The sequence below is a fragment of the Trichococcus flocculiformis genome (genome assembly GCF_963662535.1).
Lineage (GTDB): Bacteria > Bacillota > Bacilli > Lactobacillales > Aerococcaceae > Trichococcus > Trichococcus flocculiformis.
The window spans coordinates 3,003,371-3,020,443 of the sequence record NZ_OY759718.1 but is presented as its reverse complement, the minus strand read 5'-3'; the positions used below and the strand labels follow the sequence as shown (position 1 = coordinate 3,020,443).

The 17,073-nt window shown below is 42.7% G+C and carries 15 protein-coding genes; 10 read left to right on the top strand and 5 right to left on the bottom strand.

Annotated elements, in window-relative coordinates; translation table 11 throughout:
• Positions 1 to 65: 65 nt before the first annotated feature.
• On the bottom strand, positions 66 to 626 hold the full coding sequence (locus ACKPCD_RS14330; RefSeq protein WP_068560325.1) for a TetR/AcrR family transcriptional regulator: 561 nt from the start codon (positions 624 to 626) through the stop codon (positions 66 to 68).
• 185 nt (positions 627 to 811) lie between these two features.
• On the opposite strand from ACKPCD_RS14330, the gene ACKPCD_RS14325 reads away from it, so the two are divergent.
• From ACKPCD_RS14325 to ACKPCD_RS14315, 3 genes are read left to right on the top strand one after another with little or no spacing between them, the layout of a single operon-like run.
• Positions 812 to 1,750: an ABC transporter ATP-binding protein gene (locus ACKPCD_RS14325; protein ID WP_068621758.1), complete on the top strand. Its 939-nt coding sequence runs from the start codon at positions 812 to 814 to the stop codon at positions 1,748 to 1,750.
• Positions 1,737 to 2,630: an ABC transporter ATP-binding protein gene (locus tag ACKPCD_RS14320; RefSeq protein WP_321433622.1), complete on the top strand. Its 894-nt coding sequence runs from the start codon at positions 1,737 to 1,739 to the stop codon at positions 2,628 to 2,630. Before ACKPCD_RS14325 ends, ACKPCD_RS14320 begins: the two co-directional genes overlap by 14 nt.
• Before the next feature lies 1 nt (position 2,631).
• A complete protein-coding gene (locus tag ACKPCD_RS14315) occupies positions 2,632 to 4,143 on the top strand; it encodes an ABC transporter permease subunit (protein WP_321433621.1) in 1,512 nt (503 codons plus the stop codon).
• A gap of 533 nt (positions 4,144 to 4,676) precedes the next feature.
• On the opposite strand, the gene ACKPCD_RS14310 is transcribed toward ACKPCD_RS14315, so the two are convergent.
• Complete coding sequence (locus ACKPCD_RS14310; protein WP_321433620.1) at positions 4,677 to 5,261, bottom strand: methyltransferase domain-containing protein; 585 nt, start codon at positions 5,259 to 5,261, stop codon at positions 4,677 to 4,679.
• Between the two features lie 144 nt (positions 5,262 to 5,405).
• Here ACKPCD_RS14310 and ACKPCD_RS14305 point away from each other — a divergent pair, with 144 nt between their 5' ends.
• The 7 genes from ACKPCD_RS14305 (at position 5,406) to ACKPCD_RS14275 (ending at position 12,287) form a co-directional block, all read left to right on the top strand.
• Positions 5,406 to 5,606, top strand: a complete 201-nt coding sequence (locus tag ACKPCD_RS14305; RefSeq protein WP_321433619.1) for a hypothetical protein — start codon at positions 5,406 to 5,408, stop codon at positions 5,604 to 5,606.
• A complete protein-coding gene (locus ACKPCD_RS14300) occupies positions 5,603 to 6,871 on the top strand; it encodes a glycosyltransferase (protein WP_321433618.1) in 1,269 nt (422 codons plus the stop codon). Before ACKPCD_RS14305 ends, ACKPCD_RS14300 begins: the two co-directional genes overlap by 4 nt.
• Before the next feature lie 373 nt (positions 6,872 to 7,244).
• A complete protein-coding gene (gene arr / locus ACKPCD_RS14295) occupies positions 7,245 to 7,721 on the top strand; it encodes an NAD(+)--rifampin ADP-ribosyltransferase (RefSeq protein ID WP_407702694.1) in 477 nt (158 codons plus the stop codon).
• Positions 7,722 to 7,867: 146 nt separating this feature from the next.
• Positions 7,868 to 9,580, top strand: a complete 1,713-nt coding sequence (gene ilvD, locus ACKPCD_RS14290) for a dihydroxy-acid dehydratase (RefSeq protein ID WP_321433616.1) — start codon at positions 7,868 to 7,870, stop codon at positions 9,578 to 9,580.
• A gap of 16 nt (positions 9,581 to 9,596) precedes the next feature.
• Complete coding sequence (locus ACKPCD_RS14285) at positions 9,597 to 9,941, top strand: metal-sulfur cluster assembly factor (protein WP_232309288.1); 345 nt, start codon at positions 9,597 to 9,599, stop codon at positions 9,939 to 9,941.
• Between the two features lie 195 nt (positions 9,942 to 10,136).
• A complete protein-coding gene (locus ACKPCD_RS14280) occupies positions 10,137 to 11,099 on the top strand; it encodes a 2-keto-3-deoxygluconate permease (protein WP_083546498.1) in 963 nt (320 codons plus the stop codon).
• Positions 11,100 to 11,114: 15 nt separating this feature from the next.
• Complete coding sequence (locus tag ACKPCD_RS14275; protein WP_321433615.1) at positions 11,115 to 12,287, top strand: M20 metallopeptidase family protein; 1,173 nt, start codon at positions 11,115 to 11,117, stop codon at positions 12,285 to 12,287.
• Between the two features lie 554 nt (positions 12,288 to 12,841).
• On the opposite strand, the gene ACKPCD_RS14270 is transcribed toward ACKPCD_RS14275, so the two are convergent.
• The 3 genes from ACKPCD_RS14270 to ACKPCD_RS14260 all read right to left on the bottom strand — a co-directional run bounded on the left by ACKPCD_RS14270 (position 12,842) and on the right by ACKPCD_RS14260 (position 16,522).
• Positions 12,842 to 13,603 (bottom strand): AIM24 family protein, encoded by a 762-nt coding sequence (locus ACKPCD_RS14270; protein WP_321433614.1) that lies wholly within the window; start codon positions 13,601 to 13,603, stop codon positions 12,842 to 12,844.
• 254 nt (positions 13,604 to 13,857) lie between these two features.
• Positions 13,858 to 15,054: an enoyl-ACP reductase FabV gene (gene fabV, locus ACKPCD_RS14265; RefSeq protein ID WP_321433613.1), complete on the bottom strand. Its 1,197-nt coding sequence runs from the start codon at positions 15,052 to 15,054 to the stop codon at positions 13,858 to 13,860.
• 217 nt (positions 15,055 to 15,271) lie between these two features.
• On the bottom strand, positions 15,272 to 16,522 hold the full coding sequence (locus tag ACKPCD_RS14260) for a dicarboxylate/amino acid:cation symporter (RefSeq protein ID WP_321433612.1): 1,251 nt from the start codon (positions 16,520 to 16,522) through the stop codon (positions 15,272 to 15,274).
• Positions 16,523 to 17,073 lie beyond the last annotated feature (551 nt).

Below are 17,073 nucleotides of genomic sequence, written 5' to 3'. Positions count from 1 at the left end.
ATAGTTACAAAATGAGGAATAATCTGCAGTGGGAACAAGCCATTTACGCAAAATTGTTAATGCTGTCAACGAAGTCTATCCAGTGTTTGCGTATAGAGTTCAATAACCTCTTTACGACTAATTTGACTTTTCTTATCTTTGTACCAAAAAACAGATTGAATCGTGATGCCCATAATAATCTGTCCTTTATAACTTAGTTGCAGAGGCAGTTCCTTGTCAGTGTCCTCTTTTTTTACGTAATTGTTTAACATACTCTTTCCGTATTCCCGTACACTTTCAAGTTCAAAGATGCTGTTCCCATTCGTTTGAATACTGAAAATGAGGTGTAAGAGGTTGTCGAATTGATCCAAAAGCTGCTCGAAAACAACAATGAAAAAATCAACACCTTCATCGTTTGACTTTTGAATGGCAAAATCAAATATTTTATTCATCTTGTGTTTAATGAAAAAAGTTATGAAGTCATATTTATCCAAGAAATGCTTGTAGAAAGTGGGGCGACGAATCATGGCAGCATCACATATTTCGGTTACGGATATACTCTCAAATTCTTTTTCTAGTAGTAAGCGTTCAAATGCTTCAACTAGGGCTTTATACGTCTTTTGAACCCTTAAATCTAATTGCTCCATCCTGGGTTTCCTCCTTAAGGAAAACTATCAATTATCAAAAGAATGTAAGTTAAGTATCAAATACCAATTATATGTATCTTGTTCTGCTTTTCGATATTAGTATAATAGAAATTGTAACAAATGTAAATAAAGAAACGAATGTAATTTATCTTACATAAGCAAATTAAAAGAAAGGCAGTGACACTATGTCAGTTATCGAAGTAAGACACGTAACCAAAGATTATGGGCATGGACGGGGAATATTCGATGTTTCCTTTGAGATAGCAGAAGGAGAAGTCTTTGGCTTTCTTGGGCCTAACGGTGCCGGGAAGACCACTACTATCCGCCACTTGATGGGATTTTCCAAGCCTCAAGAAGGGGAACTATATATCAATGGTAAAGACTGTTGGAAATCAGCAGCTATCATTAAACATGATGTTGGGTACTTACCTGGAGAGTTGGCCTTTCCGAAGGGGATGACCGGAGAGGGCTTTATCCAATTCATGGCTGAAGAAAGACAAATCAGCGATATGTCCCGAACAGATTATCTGAAGGAAATGTTTGAATTGGATTCAGCAATGGAAATTGAAGCAATGAGTCTTGGCTCTAAACGAAAGCTGGCATTGGTGACAGCCTTCATGCATAATCCCAAGGTATTAATTCTGGATGAGCCAACCTCAGGATTGGACCCGGTCATGCAAGAACGTTTCATCCAATTTATTTTGGAAGAAAAAAAAGAAGGAAAGACCATTCTGCTCTCTAGCCACATCTTCAGTGAAGTGGATGCAACGTGTGACCGGATTGCCATCATCAAGGATGGAGTGGTTGTCTCAACTATTGAAGCAGCCAAACTTAAACATAATACAAACAAAACTTTTAAAATAGAGTTTGCGACAAAAAAAGATTACCAACAGTTCCTGGCCCGAACGAAATTTAAAATTCCGGTCGAACGGCCCGATCAGAATCAAGTTAAGTTAAATCTGACAGATGAGACGATGCAACGGTTGTTTACCGAACTAAGTGAAGTAAGTATTCGTTTTATCTCAGAAATTAAATTTACACTGGAAGATTACTTTATGGACTTCTATGATCGTAAGAAATCTATAGCAGCCGGAGAGGAGAACCTAGAACATGGCGTACATTGAAATTAAGCATCTGACAAAGAACTATGGAAAGAAACGCGGTATTTTCGATATGTCATTAGAAGTTGAAAAAGGTGAGATATATGGCTTTGTTGGTGTAAACGGTGCAGGCAAGACCACGACGATCCGACACATGATGGGCTTTTTAACACCGGATGAAGGAACGGTCACCATTAATGGGCTTGATGCGAACAAAAGTAGTGCAGAGGTAAAGCGCTATGTATCGTATATACCTGGTGAAATTAATTTTCCAGGTAATTCGACCGGAGAGGATTTTATCAAAAATCAGATTTATTTATCAGGTCGAGGTGATTGGGAATATGCAGAGAATGTTATTGACCAGCTCCAATTAGACGCGAAAGCGAATGTCCGAGCCATGAGCAAAGGAATGAAGCAGAAAACCGCTATCGTCTCAGCTTTTGCCTCTGATGCCGATATTTTGATAATGGACGAGCCAACGACAGGACTGGATCCTTTGATGCGGGATATCTTTATCGAGCTATTGAAAGAGGAAAAAGCCAAAGGGAAAACCATTTTTATGTCCAGTCATATTTTCCAAGAAGTGGAAGAGGTCTGTGACCGCGTCGCAATCATTCGTGATGGGATGATCATTGATGTGATTGATATGAAGGACATCCGCTATAACAAGATGAAAACTTATAAAATGGAGTTTAAATCGATTGAAGATTTCGAGCACTTCCGCAGTCTCGGTTATGACCTACATCGGGTTAAGGTGGACGACCTGCAATTAAACATCATGATTCATGATCAAGATATTAATCGTTTGATCCAAGATTTAAAGAAATTTAACTTAGTGTATTTCAAGGAAATTAAAGTCACATTCGAAGATTATGTCACGCAAGTGTTCAAGGGGGAAAAATAAGATGTTCTCAAAACCAATTTTTAAGCAAAGTATTCAAGCCAATTGGAAGCTCTGGGTTATTATTACTTTCGTTGCAGCGATGATCCTATCGGCCTTTACGGTAACTTTTGATGCAGAAGGCTTCGCGGCAATCGCATCTGCTGCTGAAGGGACAAGATTTTCTAATATCTTATCAACGATGACAAGCTTATTGGGAAGTCTGGAAAACTTCTATAAACTGATTGCCGTTATCCTGGGAATTGTCTACGTCGTGTTCACCGCAAACAACCTGGTGGTTAATGAAGTGGATTCTGGCTCAATGGCCTATACCTTATCCACTCCGATTAAACGGTCCAGTGTTATTTTTACTAAATCGATCTTTTTGGTCCTTTCCATTGTTTTGATGTATGGAATCATTGGATCCACCGGGCTGGTTGCAGCCCAACTTAAGTATCAAAACGTCACCGGCTATACCATTACCGATGATGTGCGGGCAGCCGCTGAGGCATTGAATCAAGATGAGGGCTATATATCCGAGCATATGTATCTAATTTTGGAAAACGATCATGCCATGCGGGAAGCAGCTGCAGTCAGAAATATGGATACCGAAGCCTATACGATCTATCTTGAGAGTGTCATCAATGACCGCTCCTATGAGGAAGCCGCAGCAGTCATCACCGATGAACGCTGGGATATCTACAAAGATGATGAAGACATGGAAGACGAAGATATTGAAATCACAGCGGAGGAATTGGCCGCTGAACCCACCCTGCTTCTGTTGAGTAACGATGCCCTTGTTGCTGGTGCGAAAGTAACAGGCTTGTCAGTGAATGAATACCAACAATTTATCAATAATGAAATAGTTTCACTTGAACAGGAAACTGAAGTCGCCGTTAAAGAGGAAAAAACACCAAATGAAGAGGGTACAGAAGCGACTGCACAACCGGCTACACAACCGACTGTCATGGTATCCGAAGATAATGCCGATATCTTAATGCAATTAGTGATTGAGTCTTCAGCGAAAGCTTTGAATATGGAGACTGATCAAGTTGCGGATAAGATTGCCTTGATTAAAGATCCAGTGGCACTAGAAGCGGCGATGCTAGCAACGGATTTAACCGAGCAACAAATCATTACAATGGCTAATAATGGCATGGTCAGCTCTGCCAAAGCGGTCGATGAAGCGTTGGAATTTGATGCTGAAGCGTATATTTGGTTAAGTGTCGGACTTTTGTTGTTGATATTGGCTCTTAGTTCGATTTCCTTTTTTGCATCAACGCTATTCAACCGTACAGGTTTAGCTTTAGCTATTGGTGGCGGAATTCCATTTACATTCTTTATTATTACCATGGTACAACAATTGATGGATACATCAGAAAATCTCGAGTATCTGACTATAACGACTCTATTTGATACTGAAGCAATTCTAACAGGTGGAGATTTTGGTTGGGGATTGGTGGCTTTAGGAGGCATTACCTTCGTCTTGTATGCAGCCTCTAATGTCATTTTTACCAAGAAGGATTTGCCACTATAGAAAGACTGGTCATGTACATAATTATGAAAATAAAATCAAGTTATTAAGTATGAGATTAAATGAATGCAGAGATATTTTGAGTATTCAGAGCATTATTCGTGAAGTGGTTCGGGGCTGCCTTTTGGAGCACGCCTGCGAAGCAAACATTCGTATATATCAGAGAGGCTGGGACGTTTGTCCCAGCCTCTTGGCTATTTAATGATTGTTATCCCAGTCATCGATTTATAGCAGTAGTCATAAAAAATACAAATTTCGGTAAAGTTTTGAGTAACAGATCATTTTTGTATTGGTATGAACTATTCAGGGATAAATAGATAGTTTTAAATATATTTTGCTGATATAGAAACAATAAAAAAGAGTGCTTTTATGATAATTGGTCAACTACTCACGTCGGAAGGAACAAGAGCGGGGTGGCGCTACTCCGAGAACATAAAAAAAGGCCCTAGAAAATGTAATGTGTCCGTACATTCTCTAGGAATTTTCACTTTATTTTTTTCTAATAGAACAACCGTGAACACGAAATAATTGTTCACCTAGATATTTGGGTCTTCTACGTTGGCCATTAACTTCTTTCCGACATAAATTCCATAACCAAAATATTTAAATGCAGCGAAAATATTGCGGGGCATACTAAGTGTCTTCCTGGCCCATCGCCTGCACTCCGGGCTTGTGAACAGCAATCTCACAAATTTGTACCAGGCACCAAAATACTCCCTGAGTTGCAGCCCCCTGAATTCGTAGCCCCACTGTTCCAAAGCCCGCACCTTATAGCTCTTCATTGTAACTTCTTTCAACCCCGTTCTTTTCCATATGCCATGCCATTCATTCGGAGTCAAGAAAACAGCTCCCAACACGTCGAAGATATACTTGGCCAAACTAGACGGGGGCGTCTTGATCCAAGAGCATTCATTGAATCCGACATAGCCCTGCGATTTCGTCACCCGCACTAGCTCACTTAAGGCACGTGACTTATCCTCAATGAAGGCCAGTACGGATTCCCCAATTACAGCATCGAAAGTGGATTCTTCAAAGGGCAGTTCCAGCGCATCCGCTATTTGAAACGCGACTTTCTCCTCTAGGCCTTCTTCAATCGCCCTTTCCCTCGCCTGTTCCACCATCTATCTGATTTCTGCTTTTTTTATATTTCGGGCTACCTTGAAAAAAATAGTCAACAATCTATACTTATATTAATAGACTAACCGATTTGGTCAATGGGAGGAAGTATGAATAATAAATTTTATCAGTTAGAATCACAAAAGTAGATGGATATAATTAATGCAGGCATTGAATATTTTGCAAGATTTGAATACAAAAAAGCATCTACAGAAGATATAGCGAAAAGCGCGGGGATATCCAATAGATTGAAATTAAATGGAAAAGTTGAATTGGATGATATTATGAAGAAATATAAGGGATGGGCGAAAGTGTTGAAAAAGTCTGCATATAAGGAGGAATTTTTATGAGAATAGCCATATTTACACTGGGTTCAAGAGGGGACGTGCAGCCTTATGTTGCCTTAGCAAAAGCCGCAATATTAAAAGGGCATAGTGCGGTAATATGTACTGGGAAAAGTTTTCAATCTTTTATTGAAGGAAATGGTGTTGAGTTTGAAGAGGCTACAAGTGATTTGATGGCTATGCTTGAGACTGAAGAAGGGAAAATGGTATTTAATGATGCCAGCAAACATCCAATAAAGACTAAGCATTATTTAAGAGATGTGGTGAATCCAGCATATAGGAAAACATTAGATGATTTTTATAAGAGTGCACAAGGAGCAGATGTAATTATTTATCATCCTAAAGCTTTTGGAGCGCCTGATATAGCAAAGTCTTTAGGCATCCCTTGTATAAGCATGCCGCCAGTTCCAATAATGTATCCAATTGAAGAGTTTCCTAATCTAGCAATATCACCTACCAGAAACTTAGGTAAAGTTATTAATAAATTAACATATAAAATAATGGATAAGGCAGAAATTGCTAGTATTAAAGAAGTAAATGATTTTAGAGAGAAAACATTAAACTTACCGAAGAGAAAAAGTGGTGAGTACACATTTAAAATTGATGGCAGAGAAATACCTATAATCTATCCCATTAGTCCGTATTTATTTAAAAATGTGAAAAGTTGGGGAGATAAAGTGTATCTACCAGGATTTTTCTATCTTGATACAGGAAATGAAGTGCTTGAGGAAAAAATACTGGAGTTTATTAATTTGGGAAAAGAACCATTTGTGATCTCATTTAGCAGTATGCCCCTCAAGTCACCAGATCTATTCAAGGAAAAATTAGTTAAGGCATTAAAAGAAACCGATAATCGTGCAATTATTATAGCAGGTAATAGTGGAATTGCTTTTGAAAGGGAAAAAGAGATTTTAACAATAAAAGCAGCTCCACATACGTTGTTATTTCCTTTAGCTAAAGGAATAATACATCATGGTGGAGTTGGAACGATGGCAGCGGCATTAAAAAGTGGCAAGCCACAAATAATTATCCCTTTTGCAGTGGATCAGCCGTTTTGGGCAAATAGACTATATAAGTTAGGGTATGCTTTAAAACCAATAAAAGAAAGTGAAGTTACAACTGAAGAACTAATCAGTAGATTTAAAGAAGTAGAAAAAGCTGAAGTAAAGCAAAAGGCTCAAAATATAAAAAGTGCTTTATCTGAAGAAAATGGGACAGAGAATGCTATAAAATATATTGAGCGTTACTGTGATAGCTATTACAACAAGTAAGATTAATTTTTTACAATAGTATCGGTGGTTATTATAATACAGAAATTGATTTAGTTAATCGCAAAACCCTATGAAGTCAATAATGAAGAGGTGAATCAAGATGGATAATCAATTCAATCCCAATAACAAAATCATTCAACTTCTCCTTAGGGGGATGGGCATGGAAGACAGCGGCAAACCTGAAGAGGCAAGCTTACTATTTCTGAAAGCCTGGAGTGAAGCAACAGACGACTTTGAAAAATTCATTGCAGCTTATTATGTAGCCCGACATCAAAAAAATAGTTCAGACAAATTAAAATGGTTCGAAACATCTTTGCAGTTTGCGTTGAAACTGAACGATGTTGCGGTTAAGAGCGCTTTTCCATCGTTGTATGTGAACATCGCAAAATGCTATGAGGCGTTATCCGATCCGGACAAGGCAAAAAAGTATGTTGCATTATCGCATTCGTATAAGGATACGCCTTCTGATCCAGGTCCTTTTTTTCATGGGACAAGAGCAGATCTGCAGGTCGGCGAGCTGCTGACAGCAAAAGGAGAATCGAATTACAAATCCGGACTTAAAATGAACCACATTTATTTCACGGCTGTGATCAGTGGGGCGGGACTTGCGGCCGCATTGGCGAAAGGTGATGGATCGGAACGGATTTATATTGTGGAGCCGACAGGGGATTTCGAAAATGACCCAAATGTTACAGACAAGAAATTTCCAGGGAATCTGACCCGTTCCTACCGTTCGCAAGCACCTTTAAAGATTGTCGGCGAAGCAACGGAGTGGTTGCGACAGACGCCTGAGGACCTTCGTCGGTGGCAAGAAAAATTGGCCGATAATAAAGGCGAAATCATTAATTGAGTACGCAACTTTTGCCGCGTAAACATGGAGCGTTTTCCGCCATGTCCTGATTTAGGGAGGGCCCCTGATAGTTTTTTGTGGGCAGAAATGTTAAAATCTGATTAGTAGTAAGTGTTTGTGCATGAAAATACGGGAGGGATTTTGGAATGGAAAACGAAAAGAACAAAAAAGATTTACGCATCAACAGCTTCGTTTATGATGGAGTCGTGAAATCGCCGAACCGTGCGATGTTGCGTGCGACAGGCATGCATGACGAAGACTTTAAAAAGCCGATGGTAGGGGTAATCAGCACTTGGGCTGAGAACACGCCTTGCAATATACATTTGAACGACTTGGCTGCAATCGCAAAAGACGGCATCAAGAAGCAACGCGGTTGGCCGATCCAGTTTACGACAGTGACCGTTTCAGATGGTATCGCCATGGGTACGCCGGGTATGAACTATTCATTGCCTTCGCGCGATCTGATTGCCGATTCGATCGAAGTTGCGGTGGGCGGCCAGAATCTGGACGCATTCATCAGTATCGGTGGCTGTGACAAGAATATGCCGGGCTCTGTCATCGCGATGGCAAATGCGAATATTCCATCCATTTTTGTTTATGGGGGTACAATCGCACCGGGGCAAGATGAAGATGGCAACGACATCGATCTCGTATCCGTTTTTGAAGCCATCGGAAAGTGGAACAACGGTGAAATGACGGAAGAAGAAGTTCGGGCAATCGAATGCAACGCCTGTCCTGGACCAGGGGCTTGCGGAGGGATGTATACAGCCAACACGATGGCATCGGCAATCGAAACGATGGGGCTGAGTTTGCCGGGATCATCGTCAAATCCTGCAGCAACCGGTGATAAATTGAAGGATGTTTTCGAAGCAGGCGAAGCCATCATCGGCTTGATCGAAAAAAATATCCGACCGCGCGACATCATCACGCGCAAAGCTCTGGAAAATGCCGTAGTGATCACGATGGCATTGGGTGGATCGACGAACGCCATTTTGCATCTGTTGGCGATCGCCCATGCCGCTGAGGTGGACTTTGCGATCGAAGACTTCAATGAAATCCAAAAACGGGTACCGCATTTGGCTGACCTGAAACCTTCGGGAAAATATGTCTTCCAAGATCTATACAATGTCGGCGGGGTGCCTGCCGTTCAAAAATACCTGCTTGACAACGGTTTGCTACACGGCGATTGTTTGACCGTAACCGGAAAGACACTGGCGGAAAATCTTGAAAATGTGGCACCTTTGGCAGAAGGCCAGGACGTGATCATGTCGCTTGAGAATCCGAAACGCAAAGATGGTCCGCTGATTGTCCTGAAAGGCAATCTTGCCCCGGATGGCGCTGTTGTAAAAGTTTCCGGACTGAAGCAACGACGCCATGAAGGACCTGCGAAGGTGTTCAACACCGAAGAAGCAGCCATCGAAGCGACCCTGAACGGAGAAATCGTGGACGGCGATGTGGTGGTTGTCCGCTTTGTCGGGCCGAAGGGTGGACCGGGAATGCCGGAAATGCTCTCCTTATCAAGCATCATTTCAGGAAAAGGCATCAAAGTATGTCTGATTACCGATGGTCGTTTTTCCGGCGGTTCCCACGGTTTCGTGGTGGGACATATCGCACCGGAGGCACAAGACGGTGGACCGATCGCGTTATTGGAAACGGATGATACGGTCATCATCGATCAGGATACGCGTGAGTTGACGATGAAAGTATCTGATGAAGAATTGGCTAAACGACGCGAAAAAATGGTGTTGCCGCCTTTGAAGTCGCGCGGTGTCCTGGGCAAATACGCACACATCGTATCCTCTGCATCGAAAGGTGCCGTAACCGACTTCTTCAACCGCAACCCATTTGAGGAAAAATAAAGGAGGGTGCCGAATAGTGGAAAAGGGCATCATGTATACGGGTCTGGCGAGCCAGTATAAGGAAGAACTGGAAGAAAAACTGATGAACGTTATGGATACCGAAATCGGTCTTGATATCGTCAATCTCGGATTGATTTATGGCATCGATTTAGATGATGAAGGGGTTTGCAACATCCGCCTAACATTCACGGGCGCCGGCTGTTCTTGCTCGGAGCATATTTTGAAGGGGGTCCATGAGCAGCTGGATCCGCTGGGGTTCATCACAGAGGTCAAAATCAAAATCGTCTGGAGTCCGGCCTGGGTGCTGGATCGCATCACCCGCTACGGCCGCATTTCGCTTGGAATCAATCCAGGCAGATAAGCAAGAGGATCGAAACAAAGTGTATCAAAAACACTTTGTTCCGATCCTTTTTTTGAATGAACGCAAGCATGGAAAAAATGAGGAATGAAAGGAGATATGCTACAATTTAAGTAAGCATATACAACGATCAGAACCAAATGAAGTTGAACAGATTTCCAGGAACAAAAGTGAACACTTTCAAGCACAGCAAAAAATATGCCAGGCAAAGGAGTAAGGGTCATGCTAAAACTTATGAGAAGAGTTCCCGGAGGAACTTTATTGATCCCGATGTTTTTAAGTGCGCTGTTGAACACGGCTTTTCCGGAAGGGCTTTATGTAGGATCGATTAGCCAAGCTTTTTTCTCCGCTCAGGGAACCAACTATATTGTAGGATTTTTATGTTTTGTCTCAGCTATGGGTTTGGATGTTAAAAGCTTGGCTCAAATAATGAAAAAACAAGGCATGTTACTGGTGATCAAATTTATGATAGCGTATGTCTTGGGATTCCTGATGATCAAGTATTTGGGTGGGGGAACGATTCTCGGACTTTCGTCTTTGGCGATCATTGTCGTTCTTACCAGTACAAATCCAGCGTTGTATATGGCTCTGGTTAAAGACTTGTCAGAAAAAGACGATGCATTGGCATTTGGTTTAGCGGGTGTGTTTTGTGTGCCTGCTGTCCCTCTGTTGGTTTATTCCTTATCAAGCGGTACTGATATAGTCTGGACGCCGATTATCTCAGTTGTGATTCCTCTGTTGGCGGGGATGATCATCGGGAATTTGGATCATGAATTCAGAGATTTTTGCTTGCCGGCTATCGGCATCATCATGCCCTTTTTTGGATGGGTTTTAGGAGACAGCATCAATCTGTTTCAGGCGGCAAAAGCTGGGCTGGCGGGGATTATCTTAAGCGTCCTATTTTATATCATCCTCTTGCCGACTTTATATTTTACGGAAACGAAGCTGTTGAAAGCGAATGGACTATCCGCGATTGCGTTGACCTCTGTAGCCGGCGTGTCTTTAGCGGCCCCAAGTGTTATTGCACAAGCCTACCCTGAACTTGAACCGATTGTACCCTTGGTCGTATCTCAAATCGCGATGGCAGTGGTAATCACAAGTGTTCTGACACCGATGATCGCAAATAAAATTGCAAAGAAAAAGAATCTCGTCAAGCATTAGAAAGGGGCAGGAAGCATGAATAAATACTATGAAAGAGCCTATGCGCTGGAAGAGCAACTTGTAAAGGACAGAAGGACACTTCACCAAAACCCAGAAATAGGCATGGAGTTGCCCAATACAAGAGCCTACGTCAGGAACAGATTGGAAGAGATCGGGTTGGAAGTCAAAGAAGTGGGGAAGATGGGGCTGAGTGCCGTCATAGAAGGGGAGAAACCTGGCAAAACGATTGTTCTTCGTGCTGACATGGATGCCCTTCCGATGAAGGAAATGAATGAGCTGGAGTACAAAGCGACGAACAATATGGCGCACACGTGCGGACATGATTTGCACACCGCTATGCTGGTGACTGCTGCACAAATATTGCTTGAAAATAAAGCGGACATTCACGGTAGGGTCAAGCTTATGTTCCAACCAGGCGAGGAGATATTTGCTGGAGCGAAAGATATGATTGAAGCCGGCATTTTAGAAAATCCCAAGCCGGATGTGGCGTTTGCTATGCATACGGGATTAAATCAAGGTGTCGGAAGTTTTGAGTATTATAAGGGACATACAAGCACCTCTTGTGACAATTTTAAGATCACAATTACGGGAAAGGGTGCCCACGGAGCGTATCCACATACTTCCATAGACCCTATCAATGCAGGCGTGATCATTTATCAAGAGTTTGGTGAACTAATCTCAAGAGAAGTGAGTCCGTTGTCTGTAGCTACCTTAACATTCGGAATGTTCTCGGGAGGATCGAACAGCAACATCATTCCTGAAGTTGTAGAGATGCAAGGAACATTACGCACCTACGATGATGAAGTGCGGGAGTATGTAAAAGGGAGAATAACGGATATTCTGGCGGGAATAAAGAAAACGACAAGGGCAAAAATAGACTTTGAAATATTTGCGAGTGTGCCATCTTTATACAATGATCCTGACTTGACCGAAGAAATTGCGGAAATTTTGGAAACCGGGAATCCTGCCTTTAAAGGCTATCCGGATTTGAGGATCATGGCTTCTGAAGATATGGCTGTTGTGTCCAGGCATTTGCCGACAACCTATATCATGCTTAATTGTAAAGTTGAAGGAAATAACTTCTCGCACCATAATCCGGGTGTGTTATTTGATGAAGCGGCTCTTCCGATCGGAGCGGGTTCTTTTGCGACTGTGGCCGTTGAATGGTTAAAAAAGCACAGTGACTAACTAAATGTCAGTAACTGAAGGCTAGTGACAAATAAGAGGCAGGAGGAATAATGCTCAGCGTGGTGGCCAAAACTGTCGAATAGGTGAGGTAGATTCGACAGTTTGACACCAGATTGGACCGATATTGTCGAATGCCGAGAAACTTTCGACAATTTGACATCCTGCTGGATCGAAATTGTCGAATATCTGAGGAACATTCAACAATTTGGCCCCGCAGTCAAAAAAAAGCGATAATGCATCAGGCATCCTCGCTTTTTTTATGGGATAGGAATTTATAAAATTTTTTTTACTCAAAAGTGCATCACCGTAGGTGTTTCACAAGTTCGCAAAATGTTTCATGCATCTAAAATGATGTCCAGCTTTACGGGTTAGCCCTTCGGAAATTAGATAAATCTGCCCTATTGCGCTCTTCGATGCTCAGGCGGACAGATTTCCTAAATTTCTTTCAGGGCTGAACGAACCCGTTCAGCTTTTCTTACAGTTGTCAACTTGCTTAAGTGAATGGCATCGCTTGGTATCAAAAATGAAACAAGCGATCGATAGGTCATGTTTTTTTACCGGAGAACGGGCGCCATCAAAACTTTGCCTGTTCCACGATAGACATTGACCAAACCTTCGCCGGATGCGGCTGAACCCATAAGTGTCTTGCCAGATCGTTCCACTGTAAATTCAAGGCTGCCGGACCAAGCGATCGCCATATTCCCATCAATCTTCAATTCATCATTTTCCAACTCTATTTCTATCAGTTCTTCTCTTGGTACGTACGATTCAAGTGCGACAATCCCGCCGCCAGAAAGACCTAGGTTAAAAAGACCTTCTCCGCCCATCGCAGCAGAAGAGAGGTTGGACTTCATAACTGCTTTGTGGTTCAATTCCGAATCGCAAGCCAAAAATAATCCGTCTTCGATTACAATTGAGCCATTCCAGTCATCGACATCAATCAGCAAAATATGCTTATAGGTCGGTTCCAATACCAGTTTTCCGGTTCCGGTGTATTCAGGCTTAATTGCGGATTCATTCGTGACTTTCCCTCGAAGCGCTTTTCCCAAAAAATCGCCCACGCCTTTAAGCCCGGTTGTAGCACTGACATTCCCGACCATCCACTGCATGGCTCCTGATTGAACAGTGATGTCGGAAAGGCTGACATCGCAGACCAGCTGTCTTCTTCTGACGTTCATTTCAGAAGCATAGTAGGCAGCTTGAGCTGTCAGGTGATCGACACTCAAATCTTTCAAGTATTCCACGACCTTAAATGCGCCCATCTCTTCGACAATTTTCACATCATTGTTATCTTCGAAATTTTTTATTCTGAACATATCCATTTTCCTTCTTTCTTTTGCAGAGGCAATAGCTGTGTCTGGTCAATAAAGGTTAATTCAAATTTGGTGTATCATTGTCTATCATTATAACACTATTTTGATTGTCGACCAATATTTAGATGGAAACGGCAACCGGATGGAAGAGAAACGCTTGTGTTGTCAACCGTAGAAGCAGAAAAGTCCTGACTCTCAGAGCCAAGACTTTTCATTTATTATTGCGGATAAAAGGTGATTGGTGTCACCGGTACGATTTAATATTCCAATGCCTTCAATTCTTCGATCGTAACGTCTTGCTCGACATAGCCGTCCACCATAAAGCCGCTCAAGTTCGAGAACTCTTTGTAGAGGAGGTCGTAAGCTGCCATGTCGGTATTGAAATTTTCTTCGTTCAATTGCTGGATCAGTGCCTTTGTTTTAGCTTGCGTGTCGATGTCAAGTTCCCAGCTATCCGGTCTCAGGCGGCCAGCTTCATCATACTCAGCCTTGGTACCATAAACCATATCGCGATAAATGCGGTCGATATGCATGATAGGTGTTTCGTGGGTTCCTTTTTCGGTCATGACTTTGTAAAGACCGATGCAATAAACAGGGAAGAAGGGAATGACTGAGCTTGCTTTCGTGGTCACGGCAGTAGCCACCACAATCTGGGCTTTGCCGTTGATGTCAGCTAATAACGCATTGATGGTCTGCGCCTTCTCATCACAATCTGCTTTGGCAAGACCAAGGGTTCCGCCACCGTAGTAAGGACGGTTCAGCTCTGTTCCCAAATAAGAATAATTGGTCGTCAGAACCCCTTCAGCCAATACATCTGCTTCCTTCAGTGCTTCCATCCATAGCTGCCAGTCTTCGCCACCCATGACTTTTACGGTACCGGCGATTTCTTCCTCTGTTGCAGGTTCCAGCGTTTCGATGTAGAAATCCTGATTTTGCATATTGATATTAGGGCCAACCACTGGCTCCCCAAGGGCTTTGATTGCGGAAGTGTACGTCTCTCCGGTATCGGGATCGGTTCTTCTGCCGCTTGCCAGGCTATAAACGACCAGGTCCACTTTGCCGCCGAACTCGTTCTTGATGTATGCGATGACTTCTTGCTTGCTTTCGTGGCTGAAGGCGTCCTGCACAAAATTTTTGGCGATCAGGCCTTCTTTTTCAGCTGCTTCACGAAAAGCGATATTGTTGTACCAGCCGGCTGTGCCGAGGTTCCGTTCATTTTTCGGTCCTTTTTCGAAAGAAACGCCAATCGTATCCGCTCCCGCACCGAAAGCCAGGCTGATCCGGGTGGCTAAACCGTAGCTTGATGACGCACCAATGATCAATACCTTTTTCGGACCTGCAAAAGTTCCTTTGTTTTTTACATAGTCGATTTCATTCAATACTTCCTGCTTGCATCCAAGCGGGTTTACACCAAGGGCCACATTACCCCGTATATTTTGTTTAAATTCCAACATGTTTGATTTTCCTCCATTAAAATGTCATAAGAATATAATACCAGAAAAATGTTCCCAAGAATAAATTATATGCCAAAATTTCGAGTATAAGTTAGCCACTCTTATTTTCCGGTTATCGGCAATGTGAACTCCTAACTAATTCATACGCTACACACAAAAAGCCAAAGCGACTTTTGTCATTTTGGCTTTTTGCGTGGCTCATGAGCCTTTAATTTTTTCAGGAAACATCTGTTACTTGGTTCGCATTGAGTTCTTTGATGACTTGGTGGTCCAATTCGCCTTCTCCGTGAGCAAGAATCATCGCAATGGTGGCGTCGGCATCAACATTGAGTACTGTGCGGAACATGCCGGAGAACCAATCGATACCTGCCAACAGGCCGATGCTTTCCGGGGGCAGGCCGAGTGCCGGGATAACGATCGTCAAGGCCACCAACCCGCCGCCGGGAACCGCTACGGTGCCTAAAGTGGCCAAGGTTGATAAGGTGACAGTTTGGATCGCATTCGCTAAAGTGAACTCCAGGCCGTAAAACTGCGCCAATGTGATAGCTGCGATGGCGAGAAAGAGCGACAAGCCATTACTGTTCATTGCCATGCCCAAGGGACCGACCAGTTGGGAAATGCGGCGGCTGACGCCAAGTTTATTCTCCTGATCTTCCATCTTAACCGGAAGCGTAATGGCTGACGAGGTCGTCGTAAAGGCCATAATGGTCATGCGCGACAAGCCCTTAACAATATGGGCGGGATTCACTTTGGTAATCATACTGGTAAGGAAAATCCATAACACTAAGAATATTACAGAACCGATCGCCATCGCTAAGAGGAATTTCGCCAGCGGTAAAATCACGGTCAGGCCGATTACGCCGGTGACATTAGCCAGCAAGGCAAAAATTCCTAAAGGCGCCAAGTGCATCACAGTAGTAACTAATTGGAGAATGACCTCATTGAATTGTGAAATCGCTGCTTTCAGCGCTGTCAAATCCCGACGCGTACTCAACAGGCTGATCGATAAGCCGAATAATAAAGCAAAGATAATGACTTGAATCATGTTCCCTGTACTCATGGACTGAACAATATTCGACGGGAAAAACGCCAGAATAACGTCGGTGACACTGCCAGTCGCTGTCGCAACTTCAGCAGATGTGTCAATTTGCATATCAACCCCGGCGCCCGGTTGAATCAGATAACCCAATGCCAATCCTAAGGTTGCCGCTATCGCGGTCCCGCCGAGAAACCAGCCAGCCATCTTCCCTCCGAGTTTACCTAATATCTGCGGGTCGAGAGTTCCGACCGCTTCAATCACAGCACCCATAATCATAACCACCACAGCCATCTGAATCAGCCGCAGGAAGATTTGCCCGATTACGGCAATTGGCGCAATCGCCGGACCGAAAATTAAGCCGGCCGCAATACCTAATACCATCGCAATCATGATCTGATTGGTCATACTGATTTTCTTTAAAGATTTCATATAGACTCCTCCTTTACCGTTTGGGTTAAATATATAGCGCTTTCAAAAACTTTGCTATGACATAACGGATAGGAATGTCCTTATTTTCGTTCAGAACGGCTGAAGATTAATAATGAAAAGTTGTGTAAGGAACATGTGGATAATTTATTGCAGGACGGCGCTGAAGCAAAAAAAGCTTCATCCAAATATTGGACAGAGGGGGTCAATGTGATGACAATCACTATGATTTTTCTTTTTCATGATCAATGAAGCCTTTATGGATGAAGGCGTTAGGTGTTCATTGCTAAGTGCACGGGAAGATATTGTTGGTTTGATGCTTCAGTACACACAAGGACATCTGCGCCTTAATATCTGGGACAGCTGTTTTGATTCAGCAATCGGCCTCTAGGTATCGCTATGTTAAATTAAATTAAATTACGAAATTGGGAAATGTTTGAAGCGGATTAAACACCGAATTTTCAAAACATTGCATTATATATCACAATATGTTTTTAAGATAATGATGATAAAACGAATTTTGACTAGAGAATGGGTTGACTACAGTTTAGGAA